This is a genomic window from Nonomuraea polychroma (genome assembly GCF_004011505.1).
GTDB lineage: Bacteria > Actinomycetota > Actinomycetes > Streptosporangiales > Streptosporangiaceae > Nonomuraea > Nonomuraea polychroma.
Genome location: NZ_SAUN01000001.1, coordinates 7,348,261 through 7,365,287, shown reverse-complemented (window position 1 = coordinate 7,365,287; position 17,027 = coordinate 7,348,261). Strand labels below are relative to the sequence as shown.

Annotated in this window: 17 protein-coding genes; 10 read left to right on the top strand and 7 right to left on the bottom strand. The window is 70.5% G+C overall.

What is annotated here, in order from left to right; all coding sequences use genetic code 11:
* Positions 1-20 precede the first annotated feature (20 nt).
* The 4 genes from EDD27_RS33565 (at position 21) to EDD27_RS33550 (ending at position 3,204) form a co-directional block, all read left to right on the top strand.
* A complete protein-coding gene (locus EDD27_RS33565; protein ID WP_127935957.1) occupies positions 21-788 on the top strand; it encodes an IclR family transcriptional regulator in 768 nt (255 codons plus the stop codon).
* A complete protein-coding gene (locus EDD27_RS33560; RefSeq protein WP_127935956.1) occupies positions 785-1,729 on the top strand; it encodes a sugar kinase in 945 nt (314 codons plus the stop codon). Before EDD27_RS33565 ends, EDD27_RS33560 begins: the two co-directional genes overlap by 4 nt.
* A gap of 93 nt (positions 1,730-1,822) precedes the next feature.
* Positions 1,823-2,878 carry a hypothetical protein gene (locus tag EDD27_RS33555; RefSeq protein WP_127935955.1) on the top strand — a complete coding sequence of 352 codons (1,056 nt, stop codon included), beginning with the start codon at positions 1,823-1,825 and terminating at the stop codon, positions 2,876-2,878.
* 50 nt (positions 2,879-2,928) lie between these two features.
* Positions 2,929-3,204 carry a DUF1876 domain-containing protein gene (locus tag EDD27_RS33550; RefSeq protein ID WP_127935954.1) on the top strand — a complete coding sequence of 92 codons (276 nt, stop codon included), beginning with the start codon at positions 2,929-2,931 and terminating at the stop codon, positions 3,202-3,204.
* A gap of 28 nt (positions 3,205-3,232) precedes the next feature.
* On the opposite strand, the gene EDD27_RS33545 is transcribed toward EDD27_RS33550, so the two are convergent.
* Genes EDD27_RS33545 through EDD27_RS33525 form a run of 5 tightly spaced genes read right to left on the bottom strand, consistent with a single transcriptional unit; the run spans position 3,233 to position 9,608 of the window.
* A complete protein-coding gene (locus EDD27_RS33545; protein ID WP_127935953.1) occupies positions 3,233-4,138 on the bottom strand; it encodes a dihydrodipicolinate synthase family protein in 906 nt (301 codons plus the stop codon).
* Positions 4,135-5,124 (bottom strand): ABC transporter ATP-binding protein, encoded by a 990-nt coding sequence (locus EDD27_RS33540; RefSeq protein ID WP_241564394.1) that lies wholly within the window; start codon positions 5,122-5,124, stop codon positions 4,135-4,137. Before EDD27_RS33540 ends, EDD27_RS33545 begins: the two co-directional genes overlap by 4 nt.
* On the bottom strand, positions 5,117-7,048 hold the full coding sequence (locus EDD27_RS33535) for a dipeptide/oligopeptide/nickel ABC transporter permease/ATP-binding protein (RefSeq protein ID WP_127935951.1): 1,932 nt from the start codon (positions 7,046-7,048) through the stop codon (positions 5,117-5,119). Before EDD27_RS33535 ends, EDD27_RS33540 begins: the two co-directional genes overlap by 8 nt.
* Complete coding sequence (locus EDD27_RS33530) at positions 7,045-8,004, bottom strand: ABC transporter permease (protein ID WP_127935950.1); 960 nt, start codon at positions 8,002-8,004, stop codon at positions 7,045-7,047. The genes EDD27_RS33535 and EDD27_RS33530 overlap by 4 nt, the downstream gene beginning before the upstream one ends.
* On the bottom strand, positions 8,001-9,608 hold the full coding sequence (locus tag EDD27_RS33525) for an ABC transporter substrate-binding protein (protein ID WP_241564393.1): 1,608 nt from the start codon (positions 9,606-9,608) through the stop codon (positions 8,001-8,003). The genes EDD27_RS33530 and EDD27_RS33525 overlap by 4 nt, the downstream gene beginning before the upstream one ends.
* 136 nt (positions 9,609-9,744) lie before the next feature.
* Between EDD27_RS33525 and EDD27_RS33520 the strand changes: the two genes are divergently transcribed.
* Both EDD27_RS33520 and EDD27_RS33515 read left to right on the top strand, forming a co-directional pair.
* Positions 9,745-10,455, top strand: coding sequence for a FadR/GntR family transcriptional regulator (locus EDD27_RS33520; RefSeq protein ID WP_127935948.1), 711 nt, complete (start codon positions 9,745-9,747; stop codon positions 10,453-10,455).
* Between the two features lie 118 nt (positions 10,456-10,573).
* Complete coding sequence (locus EDD27_RS33515; RefSeq protein WP_206642243.1) at positions 10,574-11,461, top strand: IS5 family transposase; 888 nt, start codon at positions 10,574-10,576, stop codon at positions 11,459-11,461.
* A gap of 17 nt (positions 11,462-11,478) precedes the next feature.
* Here the strand turns inward: EDD27_RS33515 and EDD27_RS33510 are convergent, their stop codons facing one another.
* On the bottom strand, positions 11,479-12,060 hold the full coding sequence (locus tag EDD27_RS33510; RefSeq protein WP_127935946.1) for an HD domain-containing protein: 582 nt from the start codon (positions 12,058-12,060) through the stop codon (positions 11,479-11,481).
* Positions 12,061-12,089: 29 nt separating this feature from the next.
* Between EDD27_RS33510 and EDD27_RS33505 the strand changes: the two genes are divergently transcribed.
* The 3 genes from EDD27_RS33505 to EDD27_RS33495 all read left to right on the top strand — a co-directional run bounded on the left by EDD27_RS33505 (position 12,090) and on the right by EDD27_RS33495 (position 14,118).
* On the top strand, positions 12,090-12,950 hold the full coding sequence (locus EDD27_RS33505; RefSeq protein WP_127935945.1) for a DUF4429 domain-containing protein: 861 nt from the start codon (positions 12,090-12,092) through the stop codon (positions 12,948-12,950).
* Between the two features lie 37 nt (positions 12,951-12,987).
* Positions 12,988-13,416 carry a nucleoside deaminase gene (locus EDD27_RS33500; RefSeq protein WP_127935944.1) on the top strand — a complete coding sequence of 143 codons (429 nt, stop codon included), beginning with the start codon at positions 12,988-12,990 and terminating at the stop codon, positions 13,414-13,416.
* 174 nt (positions 13,417-13,590) lie between these two features.
* Positions 13,591-14,118 (top strand): phospholipase, encoded by a 528-nt coding sequence (locus EDD27_RS33495; RefSeq protein WP_127935943.1) that lies wholly within the window; start codon positions 13,591-13,593, stop codon positions 14,116-14,118.
* 9 nt (positions 14,119-14,127) lie between these two features.
* Here EDD27_RS33495 and EDD27_RS33490 read toward each other — a convergent pair whose 3' ends face one another.
* The gene (locus EDD27_RS33490) at positions 14,128-15,228 is read right to left on the bottom strand and encodes a winged helix DNA-binding domain-containing protein (protein ID WP_127935942.1); all 1,101 of its coding nucleotides are present in this window, start codon (positions 15,226-15,228) and stop codon (positions 14,128-14,130) included.
* Between the two features lie 163 nt (positions 15,229-15,391).
* On the opposite strand from EDD27_RS33490, the gene EDD27_RS33485 reads away from it, so the two are divergent.
* Positions 15,392-17,026: a serine/threonine-protein kinase gene (locus tag EDD27_RS33485; protein ID WP_206641780.1), complete on the top strand. Its 1,635-nt coding sequence runs from the start codon at positions 15,392-15,394 to the stop codon at positions 17,024-17,026.
* Position 17,027 lies beyond the last annotated feature (1 nt).

Sequence of the window (17,027 nt, the reverse complement as noted above, 5' to 3'; positions counted from 1 at the left end):
GCATATGTGCTTCGCGAGGTATGTTGACCCTCGTGCCCGAACGCAACCATTCCTCCTCGCTCCGGCGGGCACTCGCCGTGCTCGATGAGGTCCGGGAGCACTCGGGCCTGTCACTCACCCAGCTCGCCGAGGCGGTCGAGCTGCCCAAGAGCACCGTGCTGCGGCTGGCCGCGCCGCTCGTCGAGGCCAAGCTGCTGGAACGTGACCGCAGGACCGGCGCGTACCGGCTGGGCCACGGCACGCTCCGGCTCGGCCAGGCCTACCTGGCCACGCTGGACCTGCGGGTGGTGGCGGCCGAGGAGTCGCACCGGCTGATGAGCGAGGTACGCGAGACCGTCCACCTGGTCGTGTACGACCCTCCGCACGTCGTCTACATCGACAAGGTCGAGAACGAGGCCAACGTCCGCATGGCCTCGCGCATCGGCAGCCGCGGCCCGGTGCACGCCACCGCGGTCGGCAAAGCGATCCTGGCCTGGCAACCCGAGGACGCCATCGCCGGGCTGGCGCTGGAGCCGCGGACCAAGCACACGATCATCGACCACGAGCGGCTGCGCGCCGAGCTTGCGGCCATCAGGCGCCGCGGTTACGCCGTGGACGACCGCGAGAACGAACCCGAGGTGCGCTGCGTCGCGGCGCCGATCTTCAACCACAACGACGCGGTCGCCGCCGCCATCTCCGTCTCCGGCCTCACCTCGCGGATCACCGCCGTGCGGGTACGCGAGCTGGGGCCGCTGGTGGCCGGGGCGGCGGCCCGGATCTCGAGAAAGCTGGGCAGTCCGAGCAGATGACCGATCTGGTGACCTTCGGTGAGACCATGGCGTTGTTCGCCGCCCGCCGCACGGGTCCGTTGCGCTTCGCCCGCGACTTCGACCTGGGCTTCGGCGGGGCCGAGTCCAACGTCGCGATCGGCGTGCGCCGGCTCGGGCACACCGCGGCCTGGCTCGGCAGATTGGGGGCCGACGAGTTCGGCGACCTGATCTGGTCGGCCCTGGCCGGGGAGGGCGTGGACGTGCGCGCCGTCCGCGACCCGGATGCGCCCACCGGACTGATGATCAAGGGCAGGCGCACGGCCGACCTGATCGACGTGCGCTACTACCGCAAGGACAGCGCGGGCTCCCGGCTGTCGGCCGCCGACCTCGATTCCGGCCTCATCGGCTCGGCCCGCGTGCTGCACGTCTCCGCGATCACGCCCGCATTGTCCGCCTCCGCGCGCGAGGCGGTGCGCCACGCGATCGCCGTCGCCCGCTCCTCGGAGGCGCTCGTCTCGCTCGACGTCAACTTCCGCCGGGCGTTGTGGACGCCCGAGGAGGCGGGGGAATGGTTGCGGGAGACGGTCGGCGACGTGGACGTGTTGTTCGCGACCGAGGCCGAGGGCCGGCTGATCGCCGATGCCGAGGGGCCGGCCGAACTGGCCAAGGCGCTGGCGGCGTACGGTCCGCGGCACGTGCTGGTCAAGCTCGGCGCCCAGGGCGCACTGGAGTTGTCCGACGGCGTCGTACGGCGGGCGGAGCCGTACCAGGTGACCGAGGTGGACGCGGTGGGCGCCGGGGACGCGTTCGCGGCGGGGTGGCTGGCGGACTGGCTGGCCGGCGCCGAGCCGGAGCAGCGGCTCAGCACGGCGTGCGCGGCGGGCGCGTTCGCGGTCACCTCTCAGGGCGACTGGGAGAGCCTGCCGCGGCGGGCCGACCTGGACCTGTTGGGGCGGCCGGCCGACGGCGTACAGAGATGATCGACTGAACTGCAACCGGACCGACCACTGCCCGTCACCGTCTTTACGCCCAAAGAGCGCCGCGCGTAACCCGGAATGTCATAACCTGCCGCAATGCTCGATCAACTTCTCGACGACCTGGCCCAGGCCGCGGAGGACCGGGACTCCGCACGCTTCTTCGACGTCATGCCGCGGCTCTTCGCCGCGACCGAAGGCGCCGACCGGCAGACACTGTCCGCCGCGCTGGCGCGGCTCAGCGGGCTCTTCGAGCGGGTCCCGTCCGGGATCGGCGCCCGCCTGGGCGTGTTGTGCGGCGCGCTGGCCGAACGCGGCGCCGACCCGTCGCTGGTGGCCGAGCCACTGGTCAACGGTCTGAGCGACTGCCTGGAGCTGGCCGGTACGTTCGCCGCGGCGTGGCGTACGGCGACGGGTGAGGATCCGCCGGAGCCCGTGGACGACGACTACGACTGGATCCCGGCGACGGCGGAGCGGTTGACGGGGGCGGCGCTCACCCGCGAGCAGGCGATCGTGCTGACCGACGCGTGGGCGCTCGCGCATCTGTGGGCCATGCCCGTCATGTCGATCCTGCAGGTGTCGCCGCGGGTCAGGGCGGCGCTGCCGGGCCGTGAACGGCTGATCGCGGCCCTGGGGTCGGTGCTCGATGAGCGCGACGACCTGGAGTTCCTCGCCGGGCTGCTGCGGGTGCTCGACGGCGAGCGGCTGGTGGTGCTGCACCGGGAGAGCGGGCGCGGCTACGAGGTGGTGATCAGCGGGATCGGCGACAACTTCCAGCTGCACACGCTGCTGGCCGGCGCGCTGGGCGGCCCGGCCGCCGACGGGCTGCTCGAAGGGGTGCGGCCCGACCCGGCATGGGTGCGTGCCGCCGCTGACGGGCCCGTGGAGCCGGACGCCGAGCCGGTGCGGGGCCAGTTCAACCTGGTGGACGCGAACGGCAAGTGGATCTGGAACGAGGGCCGCCCGGCCGACATCCCGCGGCTGGACGGGGTACGCGTCGTCGTGCTGGACCCGCCGCCGTACGCGCGGTCGTGGAGCCCCGGCCGGATGTACCCGATGATGCGCGGCGACGTGCGCCTGCGGCGCATCCTGCCGCCGGAGGAGGCCGCGGCGTGGCTGGCCAAGGTCGCGCCGGGTGGCGGTTTCGGCAGGTGACTTTACTCCCACGCCTCTGGGTAGGAGGGTCGGAATAGGAGGTGGTCGTTATGGAGTACAAGCAGTGGAACATACAGATCTGGATCAGCGAGGACGACGCCGACGCTCTGACCACGGCCACGGCGGTGTTGTTCACTCCGGACGGCAAGCGGCACGAGAGCGTGGCGCACGCCCGCCGCAACCCGATCGACCGGCCCGTGCCCGGGATCGGGGACGAGCTGGCCGCCGGGCGGGCGCTGTCCGAGCTCGCCTCGAAGCTGATCGAGGACGGCGCGAAGGACGTCGCCCAGATGGCCGGCACGGCCGGACGGGCCGGCGCGCTCTGATCTGCGGCCCCGGCCGGGGCCGCCTGCGCTAGAGCAGCCCGGCCCCGGCCAGGAGCTTGCCGATCTGGCCGATCTCGTCGTCGTTGAGCGGGATCTGCGGGAGCGCGGTGATCGGGCAGTCGATGACGCCGCGCAGGTGGAGGGCGGCCTTGAACGCCCCGAGACCCGACGAGCTGCCGCCCATGCGCGTGCCACCGACCCGGACGATCTCGAACAGCCTGACCAGGCGCTCCTGCTCCGCCCTGGCCGCCTGCCAGTCGCCGCGCACGGCGTGGTGGTAGAGCTCGACGTAGCCGTGCGGGTCCACGTTCCCGAGCCCTGGCACGACACCGTCGGCGCCCATCCAGAGAGCCGAGTCGACGGTCACTTCCGACCCGGTCAGCACGCTGAACGGCGCCTCCCGCCCCATGATCACCTGCCGCAGGCCGCCGTCGTCGCCGCTGGAGTCCTTCACCCCGGCCAGCGCCCCCTCGGCGGCCAGCTCGAGCAGCAGCTCGGCGCCCAGCTTGGTGTGCACGGAGACCGGCAGGTCGTAGGCGTAGACCGGCAGGCCAGTGCGGGCGGCGATCGTACGGAAGTGGGTGCGGATCTCCTCCGGATGGGTGCGCGTGTAGAACGGCGCGGTGGCCACCAGCCCGGACGCCCCGGCCTCGACGGCGACCTGCACGTGGTCGAGCACGCGTGGCGTCGTCATGTCGATCACCCCGGCGAGCACCGGCACCTGCCCCGCCACGTGACCGATCACGGTGTCCAGCACCACCCGCCGCTGCGCGTCCGTCAGGTACGCCACCTCCGACGACGAGCCGAGCACGAACAGCGCATCCACCCCGCCCACCAGCAGATGGTCGACCAGCCGCGTGAGTGACGCGGCGTCCACCGAGTAGTCGGGGGCCATAGGGGTGCATACCGGAGGGATGACACCGGACAAACTCATACGCGCTCCTGGATCAGCTCTACATCTGTGGCTCCCGCAGCCACCGGATGGTGGCAGTGGAAGAGGTGGTCGTCGTCGGTCTGCGCGGCGGGCATCTCCGCCGCGCAGAGGTCGTCCGCCCGCCAGCACCGCGTGCGGAACGGGCACCCGCTCGGCGGCCGCGTCGCCGACGGCACGGCGCCCACCAGCGGGATCGGGTTGATGGGCGAGATCAGCCCGGGCGTCGCGGAGAACAGCGCCCGCGTGTACGGATGCCGCGCCCCCAGCGGCACGGCCTGCGCCGGCGCCTGCTCGACGATCCTGCCCAGATACATGGTCACCACACGGTCGCTCATCCTGCGCACGGTCTGGATGTCGTGCGAGACGAACACCAGCGCCAGCCCGAGCCGTTCCTTCAGATCCAACAGCAGGTTGAGGATCTGCGCCCGGACCGACACGTCGAGCGCGCTGGTGGGCTCATCGGCGATCAGCAGGTCGGGTTCGAGCGCGAGCGCCCTGGCCACGGCGACCCGCTGGCGCTGCCCGCCGGACAGCTGCCCCGGCAGCGCGTCGGCGGCGCTCCTGGGCAGGCCGACGAGTTCGAGCAGCTCGCGGACGCGGGCGTCCCGCTGGGCCGGGGTGCCGCGTCCATGGACGTTGAGCGGGTCGCGCAGCACGTGCCTGACGGGCAGGCGCCGGTTGAGCGCCGTGGACGGGTCCTGGAAGACCATGCCGACGCTGGAGCCGATCAGCGCCCGCCGCTCGGGCTCCTTCAAAGCCCACAGATCCTGGCCGCGGAAGACGACGGTGCCCGCCGTCGGCCGCTGCAGCCCCACCAGGACCTTGGCCAGCGTGGACTTGCCGCACCCCGACTCGCCGACGACGCCGACGGTCTCGCCCGGGTTGACCGTGAGGTTCGCGGCGGTCAGCGCGTAGACGCGGTCGCGCGCGAACAGCCCGCCCGAGCGGGCCTTGTGCACGACGTGCACGTCCGTCAGCTCAAGCACGCTGCTCACTCCTCACGAGGGTCACGGCCGGATGGTGGCAGGCCACCACATGCGTGGCGTCTCCCTCCAGCACCGGGGTCTCGGTACGGCACACGTCCGTGGCCATCGGGCACCGGTCGGCGAAGCGGCAGCCGGCCGGGAAGTCGGCCGGGGACGGCACCACGCCGCGGATCTGCGTGAGCCGCTCGGCCCCCGACTCCAGCGACAGGACCGAGCCGAGCAGGCCGCGGGCGTAGTGGTGGGCGGGCGCGCCGACCAGGGTCGCGGTGGCGCCGGCCTCGACGATCTGGCCGCCGTACATGACGACGACGCGGTCGGTGACGTCGGCGACCAGCGCGAGGTCGTGCGAGACGAGGATCAGCGCGAACCCCAGCTCCTCGCGCAGCCGCAGCAGCAGCTCGATGACCTGCGCCTGGACGGTCACGTCGAGCGCGGTGGTGGGCTCGTCGGCGACGATCAGCTTCGGCTCGCGCGACAGCGCCATGGCGATCAGCACCCGCTGCCGCTGCCCGCCCGACAACTCGTGCGGGTATGACGGCAGCGTACGGCGGGCGTCGAGGCCGACGAGCTCCAGCAGCTCGGCGGGGCTGCGCCGGCCGCCGCGCCGGGTCACCTGCTTGAGCTGGGCCTTGATGGTCATGGCCGGGTTCAGCGAGGACAGCGCGTCCTGGTAGATCATCGCCATCTCGTGGCCGAGCAGGCGGCGGCGGGCCCGGCGCGGCAGGGCGAGCAGCTCCTTCTGGTCGAAGCGCACGTGGCCGCTGACGCGGGCGTCGCGGGGCTGCAGGCCCATGATGGTGAGCGCGGTCAGCGACTTGCCGCAGCCGGACTCGCCCACCAGGCCGAGCACCTCGCCCGGGCGTACTTCGAAGCCGATGCCGTCCACGATGTCCACGCCGTCGCCGAACCCGATGCGCAGCCGCTCCACGGCGAGGATCGGCGGGCCCTGCGGGAGCGGGCGGGCGCGTTCGGCCAGCCGGCGGGCGGCCTCGGCCAGGCCGGGCAGCTCGACGATCTCGCCGGAGCCGGGGCGGGCCTGCTCGAAGGCGTCATCCTTGCGGACGATGGCCTTGGTGGCGGCGGGCGCGGCCCAGGCGTCGGAGATGCCCTCGGACAGGATGTTCAGCGCCAGCACGGTGATGAGGATCAGCAGGCCGGGGAAGACCGTGGCCCACCAGCCGCCGAGCAGGACCAGGTTCTTGCCGTCGGCGATGACGCTGCCCCAGGATGGGTTCGGGGGGCGTACGCCGGCGCCGATGAACGACAGCGACGCCTCGAACACGATCGCGTCGGCCACCATCACCGTGCAGAACACCAGCACCGGCGCCGCGCAGTTGATCGCGACGTGGCGGATGAGGATGTGCGGGGTGCGGGCGCCGATGATGCGCTCGGCGGCCACGTAGTCCTCGCCGTACTGGGCGAGGACGTTGGCCCGCACGACCCGGGCCACGGACGGCATGTAGAGGAAGGCCATGGCCATGACCAGCACCGGGATGCTGCCGCCGAACACGGCCACCAGCACCGCGGCCAGCGCGATGCCGGGGAATGCCATGATCACGTCGAGCAGGCGCATGACGGTCTCGTCGACCGCGCGGCGCGAGGTGGCCGCGACCGAGCCGATGATCGCCCCGGCCACCAGGGCGAGCCCGGTCGCGCCGAGGCCGATGAGCAGCGACCAGCGGGCCCCGTACAGGAGTCTGGACAGGATGTCGCGGTTGGCGCTGTCGAGGCCCATCCAGTGCTCGGCGGAGGGGCCGCCGCCGGCGGCCTCCTGGAAGTACGGCGAGTGCGGCGCGATCCAGGGCGCGAGCAGCGCGGCCAGCACGACGACGGCCATGATGCCGACCGCCACCCAGGACAAGGGCTTCAGCCGGTGGAACCGCATCCCGGGCCGGGCCAGGCGCTCCGTCAATCCACGTCTCATGCGGCGCTCCTGAGTCGGGGGTTGACCAGCAGGTAGAGGACGTCGACGACCAGGTTGACGACCATGAAGCCGACCGCGATGGTCAGCACCACGCCCTGGACGACGGCCGGATCGCCGTCACGCACCGCGTTGATCATGAGCTGGCCCATCCCGGGCAGGCCGTAGATCGTCTCGATGACCACGGTGCCGCCGATCAGGTAGCCGATACGCAGGCCGAGCACGGTGAGCGGATTGATCAGGGCGTTACGCAGCACGTTCCGGCCGACGACCACGATGGGCGGCAGACCACTCCCGACCGCGGTGCGCACGTAGTCGCGGTCCAGCTCCTCGACCATGGAGGTGCGGATGATACGGGTGAGCTGGGCCGCGATCGGCAACGACAGTGACAGAGCAGGCAGCGTCATCGACTGCAACCAACCGGTGACGGAGTCGGCCGGGTTGATGTATCCGCCGGTGGGGAACAGTCCCTCGCCGACCGCCAGCCACTGGATCATGAGCAGCGCCAGCCAGAAGGCCGGGGCCGCCACCCCGATCAGCGACACCATGCGGATGACCTGGTCCGGCCAGCGGTCGCGGAACAGCGCGGCGGTCACGCCGAACACCAGCGACAACACCACCGCCGCGGCCAGGCCGAGGAAGGTCAGCTGCAGCGTGAGCGGCAGCGCGGTGGTCACGGACTCCAGCACCGGCTTCTTGGTCAGCACGCTCGTCCCCATGTCGCCCTGCGCCAGGTCCGCGACGAAGCGGACATAACGCAGCGGCAGCGGGTCGAGCAGGCCGTTCTCCAGCTGGAACTGGTGGATCTGCTCGGGGGTCGGGTTCGCGCCCTGGAAGTAGGCGTACTCCGGCTTGCTGTTGGAGAAACGCATCACGATGAACACGAACGCGATCACCCCGAGCAGGACGGGGATGAGGATGAGGAGCCGCCGCAGCAGCATCCGGGCGACGAGCGTCATGTCCTCTTGGCCTGCAGCAGGTTGATGCCGGGGTACGGCTGGGCGCGGATGCCGGACAACTTCTTCGGGTCCCAGGCGGTCATCAGCTCGTTGTGCACGACCGGGTAGAGAATGGCCTGCTCAGCCACGAAGTCCAGATATTTGTGGATGAGCTCGGTCCTCTTGGCCTTGTCCGTCTCCTTGCTGGCCTCGTCCATCATCGCGAAGAGCTTCTTGGCGTCGTCGCTGCCGTCCCATTTGGCGTACTTCATCCACAGGCCGCCGGGCACGTAGTTGTAGTGCAGGATCAGGTCGGCGTCCATGCCGAACTGGTTGGGGTTCGAGGCCGCGGCGACCACCTGGTAGTCCTGGAACTGGTCCATCTTGGTGAACAACGCGGCCGTGTCCTGCGGCTCCAGCGTGGTCTTGATGCCGATGGCCTCCCAGGAGGAGGCGATGGTCGGCAGGCAGTCGGCGATCCAGCTCACGTTGACGGCCATGAGGTTGATCGTCAGGTTGCTGACGCCGGCCTCCTTGAGCAGCGCCTTGGCCTTCTCCGGGTCGTAGTCGTAGACGACCGAGGCCCGCTTGTGGTCCGGGTGGCCCTCGTTGAGGAAGGAACTGGAGGCCGTGCCGTGGCCCTTCAGCGCCACGTCGATCATCTTCTGCTTGTCGATCGCGTAGTGCAGCGCCTGGCGCACGCGTACGTCGTCGAACGGCTTGGCGCCCGTGTTGAACATCAGGAACATGTGGTTCATGCCCTTGCCGCCCTCGACGGTCAGGCCCTGCTGCTTGAGCTGCTCGACGTTGGCGTACGGGATGTTGTCGGCGATCTGGGCCTCGGCCGAGCCGCCGGAGATCTTGGCGACGCGGGCCGCGGCGTCCACGATCGTCAGCCAGTTCATCTTCTTGACCGTGGCCGGGCGCGGGCCGTTGTAGCCGTCGAACGCCTCGAAGGAGGTGTTGGACTTCGGGTTGTGCTGGACCTGCTTGTACGGCCCCGAGCCCACGGCCTTGCCGCTCTTGGCCTGGTCCCACGCCCCCGCCTGGCTGAAGACGTGCTTCGGCATGATCTTGGCGATCGTCAGCCGGGGCGCGGCGTCCGGGAACGGGAACTTGAAGACCAGCTCGACGTTCTTGTCGTCGACCTTCTTCACCTCCTGCAGCCAGGATTTGAAGAAGTTGCCGACCAGCACGTTCGCCTCGGGGTCGAGCACGCGCTCGAAGGTGAAGACCACGTCGTCGGCCGTGACCGGCTGCCCGTCGTGCCACTTGGCGCCGTCCCGCAGGGTGAACGTCCAGGTGGTGGCGTTGAGGTCGGACGGCAGCGCGGTGGCCAGCGCCGGGTACGGCTCGCGGGTGATCGGGTCGGTGTCGAGCAGCCCCTCGTAAATGTGGTTGATCCCGGCCATCGCGAACGCCGACGCCGTCTGCGTGGGGTCCCAGCTCTGGTCGTTGCCGTACCCGATGACGGCGGTGATCAGGTCTTTGTTGGATCCGGCGCCTACCGAGCCGGTCGAGGCCGGGCCTCCGGAACAGGCGGAGAGGGTGGCCGCGATGAACGCCGCCGCACCAGTCGCCCCGCTGTAACGCAGGAAGTCTCGGCGGCTGAACTCAGAGTTCACGGATGCCTCCTGGATCTGATGTAGAACGTGGGACATCCCATGTCCTATCTTGTGCGTAACGTGGACGCTAAATGCTGCACGCGCTTGAGGTCAACAGAACATTTCAGGATTGTTACCTACGACGAAAGGATCCTTCATGGCCGCAGTTCCGCGTCCGGCACGGCCAAGCCGTGCCGTCGAGGCCCAGGAGGGCGTCAAGGATTTGATCGTCCGGCGCGGTCTGGTGGCCGGGGATCCGTTGCCGACCGAGTCCGAGCTCATGGAGCAACTCCAGGTGAGCCGCAACTCGATCAGGGAGGCGCTCAAGGCGCTGCAGGCGGTCGGCATCGTCGAGATCCGCCACGGCTTCGGCATGTTCGTAGGCCGCATGTCGCTGGCCGGGCTCGTGGACGAGCTGGCCTTCCACAGCCGCATCACGCTGCAGAACGGCAAGAACCACCTCGCCCACCTGGTCGAGATCCGCGAGATCCTCGAGGTGGGCCTCGTCCAGCGCCTCATCGACCTGGGTTCGGAGGCAGATCTCACGCCGGCGGCCGACGTCATCGCGCGGATGGACGCCGAGGCCGAGCAGGGGCTGGTCTCGCCGGAGACCGACCGCCTCTTCCATGACCTGCTCTACCGGCCGCTCGGCAACCCGCTCGTGAGCCAGCTCCTGGGGGCGTTCTGGGACGTCTACTACCAGCTGCGCGACCACCTCGGCACGCCCGACGAACCGCCGGGGGACGTGGCCAAGCGGCATCGCGACATCTACACGGCCGTGCTGGCGGGCGACGGGCCGGCCGCGGCCGCCGCCGTGACCGCCCACTTCGACGGCGTACGCAACCGGCTGGCCCGGCTCAGGGGCTAGGGCCTGTTTCGAAGTGTTGATCAACGGCGTGTCGGAGCCGGACAAGCGAAGAGGCCTCCGATAAGGGTTCATCGACCAAGAAGAACCTGACACCGGAGACCTCGTGGCCACCTTAGCGGTGACACGACGGTTCGACCTCACCGATGCACAGTGGGCGCGGCTGGAGCCGCTCCTGCCCGCCCCCAAACGACCAGGTCGACCGTCGCGATGGAGCAAACGTCAGCTGATCGATGGGATCCGCTGGCGGGTAAGGGTCGGCGCACCGTGGCGGGACGTGCCGGAGTGCTACGGCTCCTGGCGGGCCGTCTACAGTCTGTTCCGCCGCTGGCAACGGGCCGGCATCTGGCAGCAGATCCTCACCCGGCTGCAAGCTCTGGCCGATGCCCAGGGCCTGATCGGCTGGCAGGTCGGCGTGGACTCCACCATCTGCCGTGCCCATCAGCACGCCGCCGGCGCCGCCCGGCATGGTGACCTCCAGGCCGAGCCACCCGGCGGGGTGCGAGCCGAGCCTGCCGATCACGCCCTCGGACGCTCCCGAGGCGGGCTGTCGACCAAGCTGCACCTGGCATGCGAGCAGGGCCAGAGGATGCTGGCCGTGGTGCTCACCGCCGGGCAGCGCGGTGATGCGCCGCAGTTCCCCGCGGTCATGGCCGCGATCCGGGTGCCCCGGATCGGGCCAGGCCGCCCGCGCACCCGGCCCGAGACCGTCCGCGCCGACAAGGCCTACTCCTCACGCGCGATCCGGCAACACCTACGCTCTCGCAAGATCCGATGCACGATTCCCGAGCCTGCCGACCGGATCGCCGCCCGGCAGCGGCGAGGCACCCGCGGTGGCCGTCCTCCAGCCTTCGACCCCGTCGACTACCGCGCCCGATCAGCTGTCGAGTGCGGCATCAACCGGCTCAAACGGCACCGCGGCATTGCTACCCGGTTCGACAAGCTCGCCGTCCGCTACGAAGCGGCCATTCACATCGCTGCCATCAACGACTGGCTCATCATCCTTTGAGACACGTCCTAGAGCTCTCAGGCGGGCCAGCGCTCCACGCGGCGCCAGTGCCGGCGCCACTCCGCGTACCACTGCGCGAACCACGGGTGGGCCCCGGCCAGCGGCATGATGGAGGCGACGGTCTCCATGTAGTAGCGCCGCTGGAAGCGCCACGACATCCGCTGCAGCTCCTGCACGTTGCTGACCCGGTCGGCCAGCTTCACGAGCACGGCCTGCGGGGGCGCCTTGACGAGCGAGCCCAGATAGTCGCCCTTGGCCGCGCCGCGCGGCTTGGTCACCCAGCGCACAAGCTCTCCGACCCGGTCGCCGAACCGCCGTGCGATCTCCTGCTCGGTGCACGTTGTGTCTTCCAGCACGTCGTGCAGCACGATCGCTACCAGAACGTCGCGGTCGTCGATCCCGGCGCCGGCCACCGCCACCTCCAGCGCCTCGAGCAAATGCTCCATGTACGGCCGACCGGTCGGCCGCTGCTGCGCCCCGTGCCACCGCCCGGCGAACGCGAACGCCTCCCGCAACGCGTCCACGGTGGTCGCCGGGAGCGCCCGGGTGAGCGGGACCTCCGCGTGCCTCCAGGACGGCCAGCTCGTGAAGATCTCCATCACGCTCCTCTCTGTCTTAGGGTGAGAATATGGCCGAGATCGCCGTCCCCGACGGCTCGTGGACGTTCAACGGCGAGATCCTCCGCATCGTGCCTGGCAGCGACAAGAACGTGCACGATCTGCGCAGGACGCTGGGCGAGGTGCTGGTTCCGCGCGACGCGATCGCGGGGGTGGCGTTCGAGCCGGCCCGCAAGGGCGGTCACCTGCGGTTGCGGCTGCGCAAGGGGGCCGATCCGCTGTCCGACGTGGTGGCGGGCGCACTGGGGGCGCCCGCGGACCCGTACCGGCTGGCCGTCCCCAAGAACCGCGTGGGCGCCGCCGAATACTTCGCCGACGAGGTCCGCGACACGCTGACGGTCTATCAGACGCCGACCGGTCCCTGTGAGGACTACTTGTTACCCGGCCCCGACGTGCCCATCACCGCCACGGCCGGCGACGGCACGGTGTTCTTCGACGGCGAGAGCGTGCGCCTGGAGTGGACCGGATTCGCTGACGACAAGAAGGAGAAGGCGGGGCCGCAGGAATACCCGCTGTCGGACATCTCCGGCGTGGAGTGGAAGCCGCAGGCCGGCATGGGCTACGGCACGCTGCGCTTCCGGATCAAGGGGGAGGGCCCGGCCAAGCCGCCGCAGAAGGACAAGCGCTGCGTGTCGTGGGGCGTCCAGCGCTATGGCGGCGCGACCGCCCTGGTGGCCGCGGCCGTGCTGGCCCGGCTGCCGCGTCATGTGCCCGAGCTCCCGCCTGCCCCTCCGCCGGGTGCCGACGACGTGCACGACGCGGTCCTGCGCCGCCTGGCCGAGCTGGGCGAGTTGCACCGCTCGGGCGTGCTGACGGACGAGGAGTTCGCGCTGGCCAAGCAGGCCATGATCCGCCGTCTGCAACAATCGTGACCGTCAGCGGAGTGAGTGCTTCAGAAGGGTGATAGCCGTGACCCGGGACGACGAGAATCTCCTGCGCCGCGCCATCGAGCTGGCGGCGGAGGCACGGGCGGGCGGCAACCCGCCGTTCGGCTCGCTGCTGGCCGGCCCGGACGGCACGATCCTGGCCGAGGAGCGCAACACCTCGCTCACCGACCGCGACATCACCGCGCACCCGGAGCTCAAGCTGGCCCGCTGGGCCGCTCGAGAGCTGGACCCGGCCACCGCGGCCGCCACCACCATGTACACCAGCTGCCAGCCCTGCGGGATGTGCGCGGGCGCGATCGCCCGCTCGGGCCTGGGCCGCGTCGTATACGCCCTGTCCGGCGAGCAACTCGACGCGCTCAAGCCCCCCGGCAGCGCCTTCGCCGATCCTCCCGCCGAGGGCCCGGCCCTTTACGCGGAGGCTCGCGTGCCCGTCGAGGGCTACTACCACTGAGCCAGGCACTATCCACGCCATTGACTCTTTGTAAAGAGCGACCTTCGGCGAACGCCGCCGAAAAATTGAGCACAATCTGCTTCTGCGTTTCCGCGCTTTTCGCTTCATCGTGAGGACGTCAGGCGAACCTTGCCATGACACGCACCCGCTCCCCGGCAGCGAAGCAGGTTACTCATGGTCAGAACGGTCAGACGCTCCCTCGCCATGCTCGCCGTCTCCCTGGGCACCGTACTCGGGTTCGCTTTACCCGCTCACGCGGTGACCCTGGAGCAGAAACTCGCCGCACTCTCGCAGTTCTCCCAGCCCACCTCCACCAGCGCCACCGCCTGGCGCTCCGCCTGGCAGAACCAGGCGGCCTGGGCCGACTACGCCTTCGACTGGTCGACCGACCTGTGCTCCAGCAGCCCTGACCAACCGCTCGGCTACGATTTCCGCATGCCGTGCCGGCGGCACGATTTCGGATACCGCAATTACAAGGCGGTCAACCAGTTCCCGGCCAACAAGTCACGTACAGACGACGCCTTCTACTTCGATATGAAGCAAGTGTGCGCCCGCTACTCGGGAATCTCCAAATCGACCTGTGACGGGATCGCCTGGACGTACTACCAGGCGGTCAAGCAGTTCGGCAACCTCGTCGTGACCGACGAGCAGATCCAGGAGGTCAAGCGGCAGACCGAGTTGCAGGCCGCCCAGAACGCCTGAGAGGTCCTGTCAGGGCTTGGAGGGGCTGTCGCGGAACGCGATCTCGTGCTTGTCGCCCGGCGCGAGGAACTCCAGCAGCCGCAGCCCCTCCTGCTCGACCTCGTCCAGCACGGAGATCGGCGTCCACTGGTGGATGGTGAGCGTCGAGACGCCCTTGGCCCGGGCGACCGTCCAGTCCCCGGCCGTGACGCCGTCCACCAGGATCGTGCGCGGCATCACGTTGGTGCCCATGAAGCCCTGCAGCGCCGCCATCCCCGTCTCCGTGATGACCCTGGACCGGTCGGCGTAGGACAGGAACAGGTTGTCGAAGTCGTACATCAGCCGCACCGGGGCCGGCACGTCCTCGCCGGGCCGCGGGGCGTCCGGCAGGTCGTACAGGGTGCGGCCGACCTCGTCCCTGAACCGCACCAGGTCCATCGACTCCACCACCTCGCCCAGCCGCGTCAGCCCGGACCATGTCTGCACGTCCATCACCGACGCGGGCCCGAACGCCGCCAGGTAACGCCGCACCAGCTCGGCCGGCGTCATCGGCGGCACCTCGAACCCCAGCCAGGACTCGGCGCTCGTGTGCGCGATCGGCCCGCTCTTGCCCCACACGCCGCGCGGCGGCACCTGCACCAGCGGCACCAGCCACCGCACCCCCTGGCCGAGCGCGTGCGGGTCGATCGTCGGCCACCGCTCCGCCAGCGCCCGCCCGAGCTCGGCGAACGTCATGGGCCGCGCCTCCAGCAACGCCCGCGCGGTGGCCGCCAGCTCGTCCAGGTCCACGCCCGCCAGGCGTTTGCCGTACGTCGTCCGGGTCCCGCGCTCGGTGACCACCTGCAGCAGAGGCCGCATGGCCAGGCAGTCGCGGGCGCTGACGAGGTGGATCGTGGAGCGCTGCAGCGCGATGCGGACGAGCTCGCGTGAGAGCAGCAGGTCGGCGGCGTCGGCCGGCTTGAAGCCGGCGATGCGGTTCCACAGGCCTGTGTACCAGGTGTGCGGGGTCTGCGCCTGCAGCCCGCCCAGTTGCTCCACGACCTCCACGACGCTCTTGCCGGTGCGGCGCAGCAGGAACTGGCGGTCGAGCGTGGCCCGGTTGAGCGCCCTGCGGGTGATGAGGGGATCCATGGCTCAACGGTAGGGGCAATTGCGGCCGGTCCCGCGCCGCAATAGCCCACTCGGGTTATCCCCGCCGCCCGCCGTCCGCCGCCCGCCGTCCGCTGCGCGGACCGGCAAGACGGACAATTCCGTCTGATGACGTGGACGGCGGCTCGGCCCTACGCTGCTCTGCATGCACAATCGGGTGATCGACGGCCGCTTCGAGCTGATGGAGAGGCTCGGCGGCGGTGGCATGGGGCTGGTGTGGCGCGCCCGGGACGTGGCCCTGCACCGCGAGGTCGCACTCAAGGAGGTACGCCCGCCGGATCCCTCGATGGAGGAACACGATCCGACCCGCGCCCGTGAGCTGCGGGCCAGGGTGTTGCGCGAGGCCCGCGCCCTCGCCCGCCTGAACCACCCGCACGTGGCCACCATCCACCACATCGTCGACCCCGGCGAGCAGGGCTACCCGTGGATCGTCATGGAGCTGGTCACCGGCGGCTCGCTCCAGGACCGCCTGCAGCGCGGCCCGCTGACGCCGGCCGAGGCGGCCCGGCTGGGCCGTGAGGTCTTATCGGCCCTGCGGGCCGCGCACGCCGTCGGCATCCAGCACCGCGACGTCAAACCCGCCAACGTGCTGCTGCGCGAGGACGGCCGGTCGGTGCTCACCGACTTCGGCATCGCGGCGGTACGCGAGTCCACGAGCCTGACGGCCACCGGGTCGTTCATCGGCTCGCCCGAGTACATGGCGCCTGAACGCATCAACGGCCACGAAGGCGATCCGGCCTCCGATCTTTGGTCGCTCGGCATGCTCCTGTACGTGGCCGTGGAGGGACGGCACCCGCTGCGCCGGAGCACCACGCTGGCGACGCTGGCCGCCGTGCTCAACCAGGACGTGCCGCCGCCGGAGCGCGCCGGGCCCCTCGGCCCCGTGCTGCAGGCCCTCCTCCGGCGCGATCCGGCCGCCCGCCCCGACGCCGAGACCCTGGACCGCCTGCTGGCCTCGGCCACCGGGTCCGGCCCTGGCACGTTCCCGCCGGCACCGCCAAGCCCCGCCGCCCACGCGGCGCCGCAGCCGCCTCCGTGGGCCCCTCACGCGACGCCGCAGCCGTCTCCGTGGGGTCCGGCGCCGATCTCGCAGGCGAAGACCGTGCGCTCGCAGCGCCCGGGCCGCGTGGCCACCAATGTGGGGATCGCGATCTCCGTCGCGGCGCTCGTCGTGGCCGGCGTGCTGGTGTGGCGGTTCCTCCCGGCCACTACGACCACGGTCACCGGCGGCGACCCGACGGCACGGAACGTCACCCCGGCCGCGAGCAGCAACCCCGAGACCCCGGCCGCGAGCAGCGACCCCGAGACCCCGGCCGAGACGGAGACCGGGAGCAGCGAGCCAGAGAACCTGCTGACCCCCGCGGGCATGAAAGCCATGATCGCCAAGGTCGAGAAGGAGATCGGCGGCAGCAAGATCGTCAGCATGACGGTCTACCCGACCTACGCCTCCATCTCGGCGCCGGTCAAGACCGACAAAGAGGTGTACGACATGTACTTCTACCGTGACGGCGCCGTCGCGCGCTCGAGCAACGGCGGCGTGGTGGACGGCCCTCTCGTGGACCTGGACAAGTACAACTGGAACGCTCTTCCCGGCCTCATCAAGACCGCGAACAAGGATCTGGGAGTTCCCGAACCCACCACGCGCTACGTGATCGTGGACCCCGACACCACGTCCGGAACTCCGGTGCTGCGCGTTTACGTGTCCGACGACCACAACCGCACCGGATACCTGGTCGCCAACCTCCAGGGCAAGGTCGTCAGGACGTACCGGCACGAGTAGC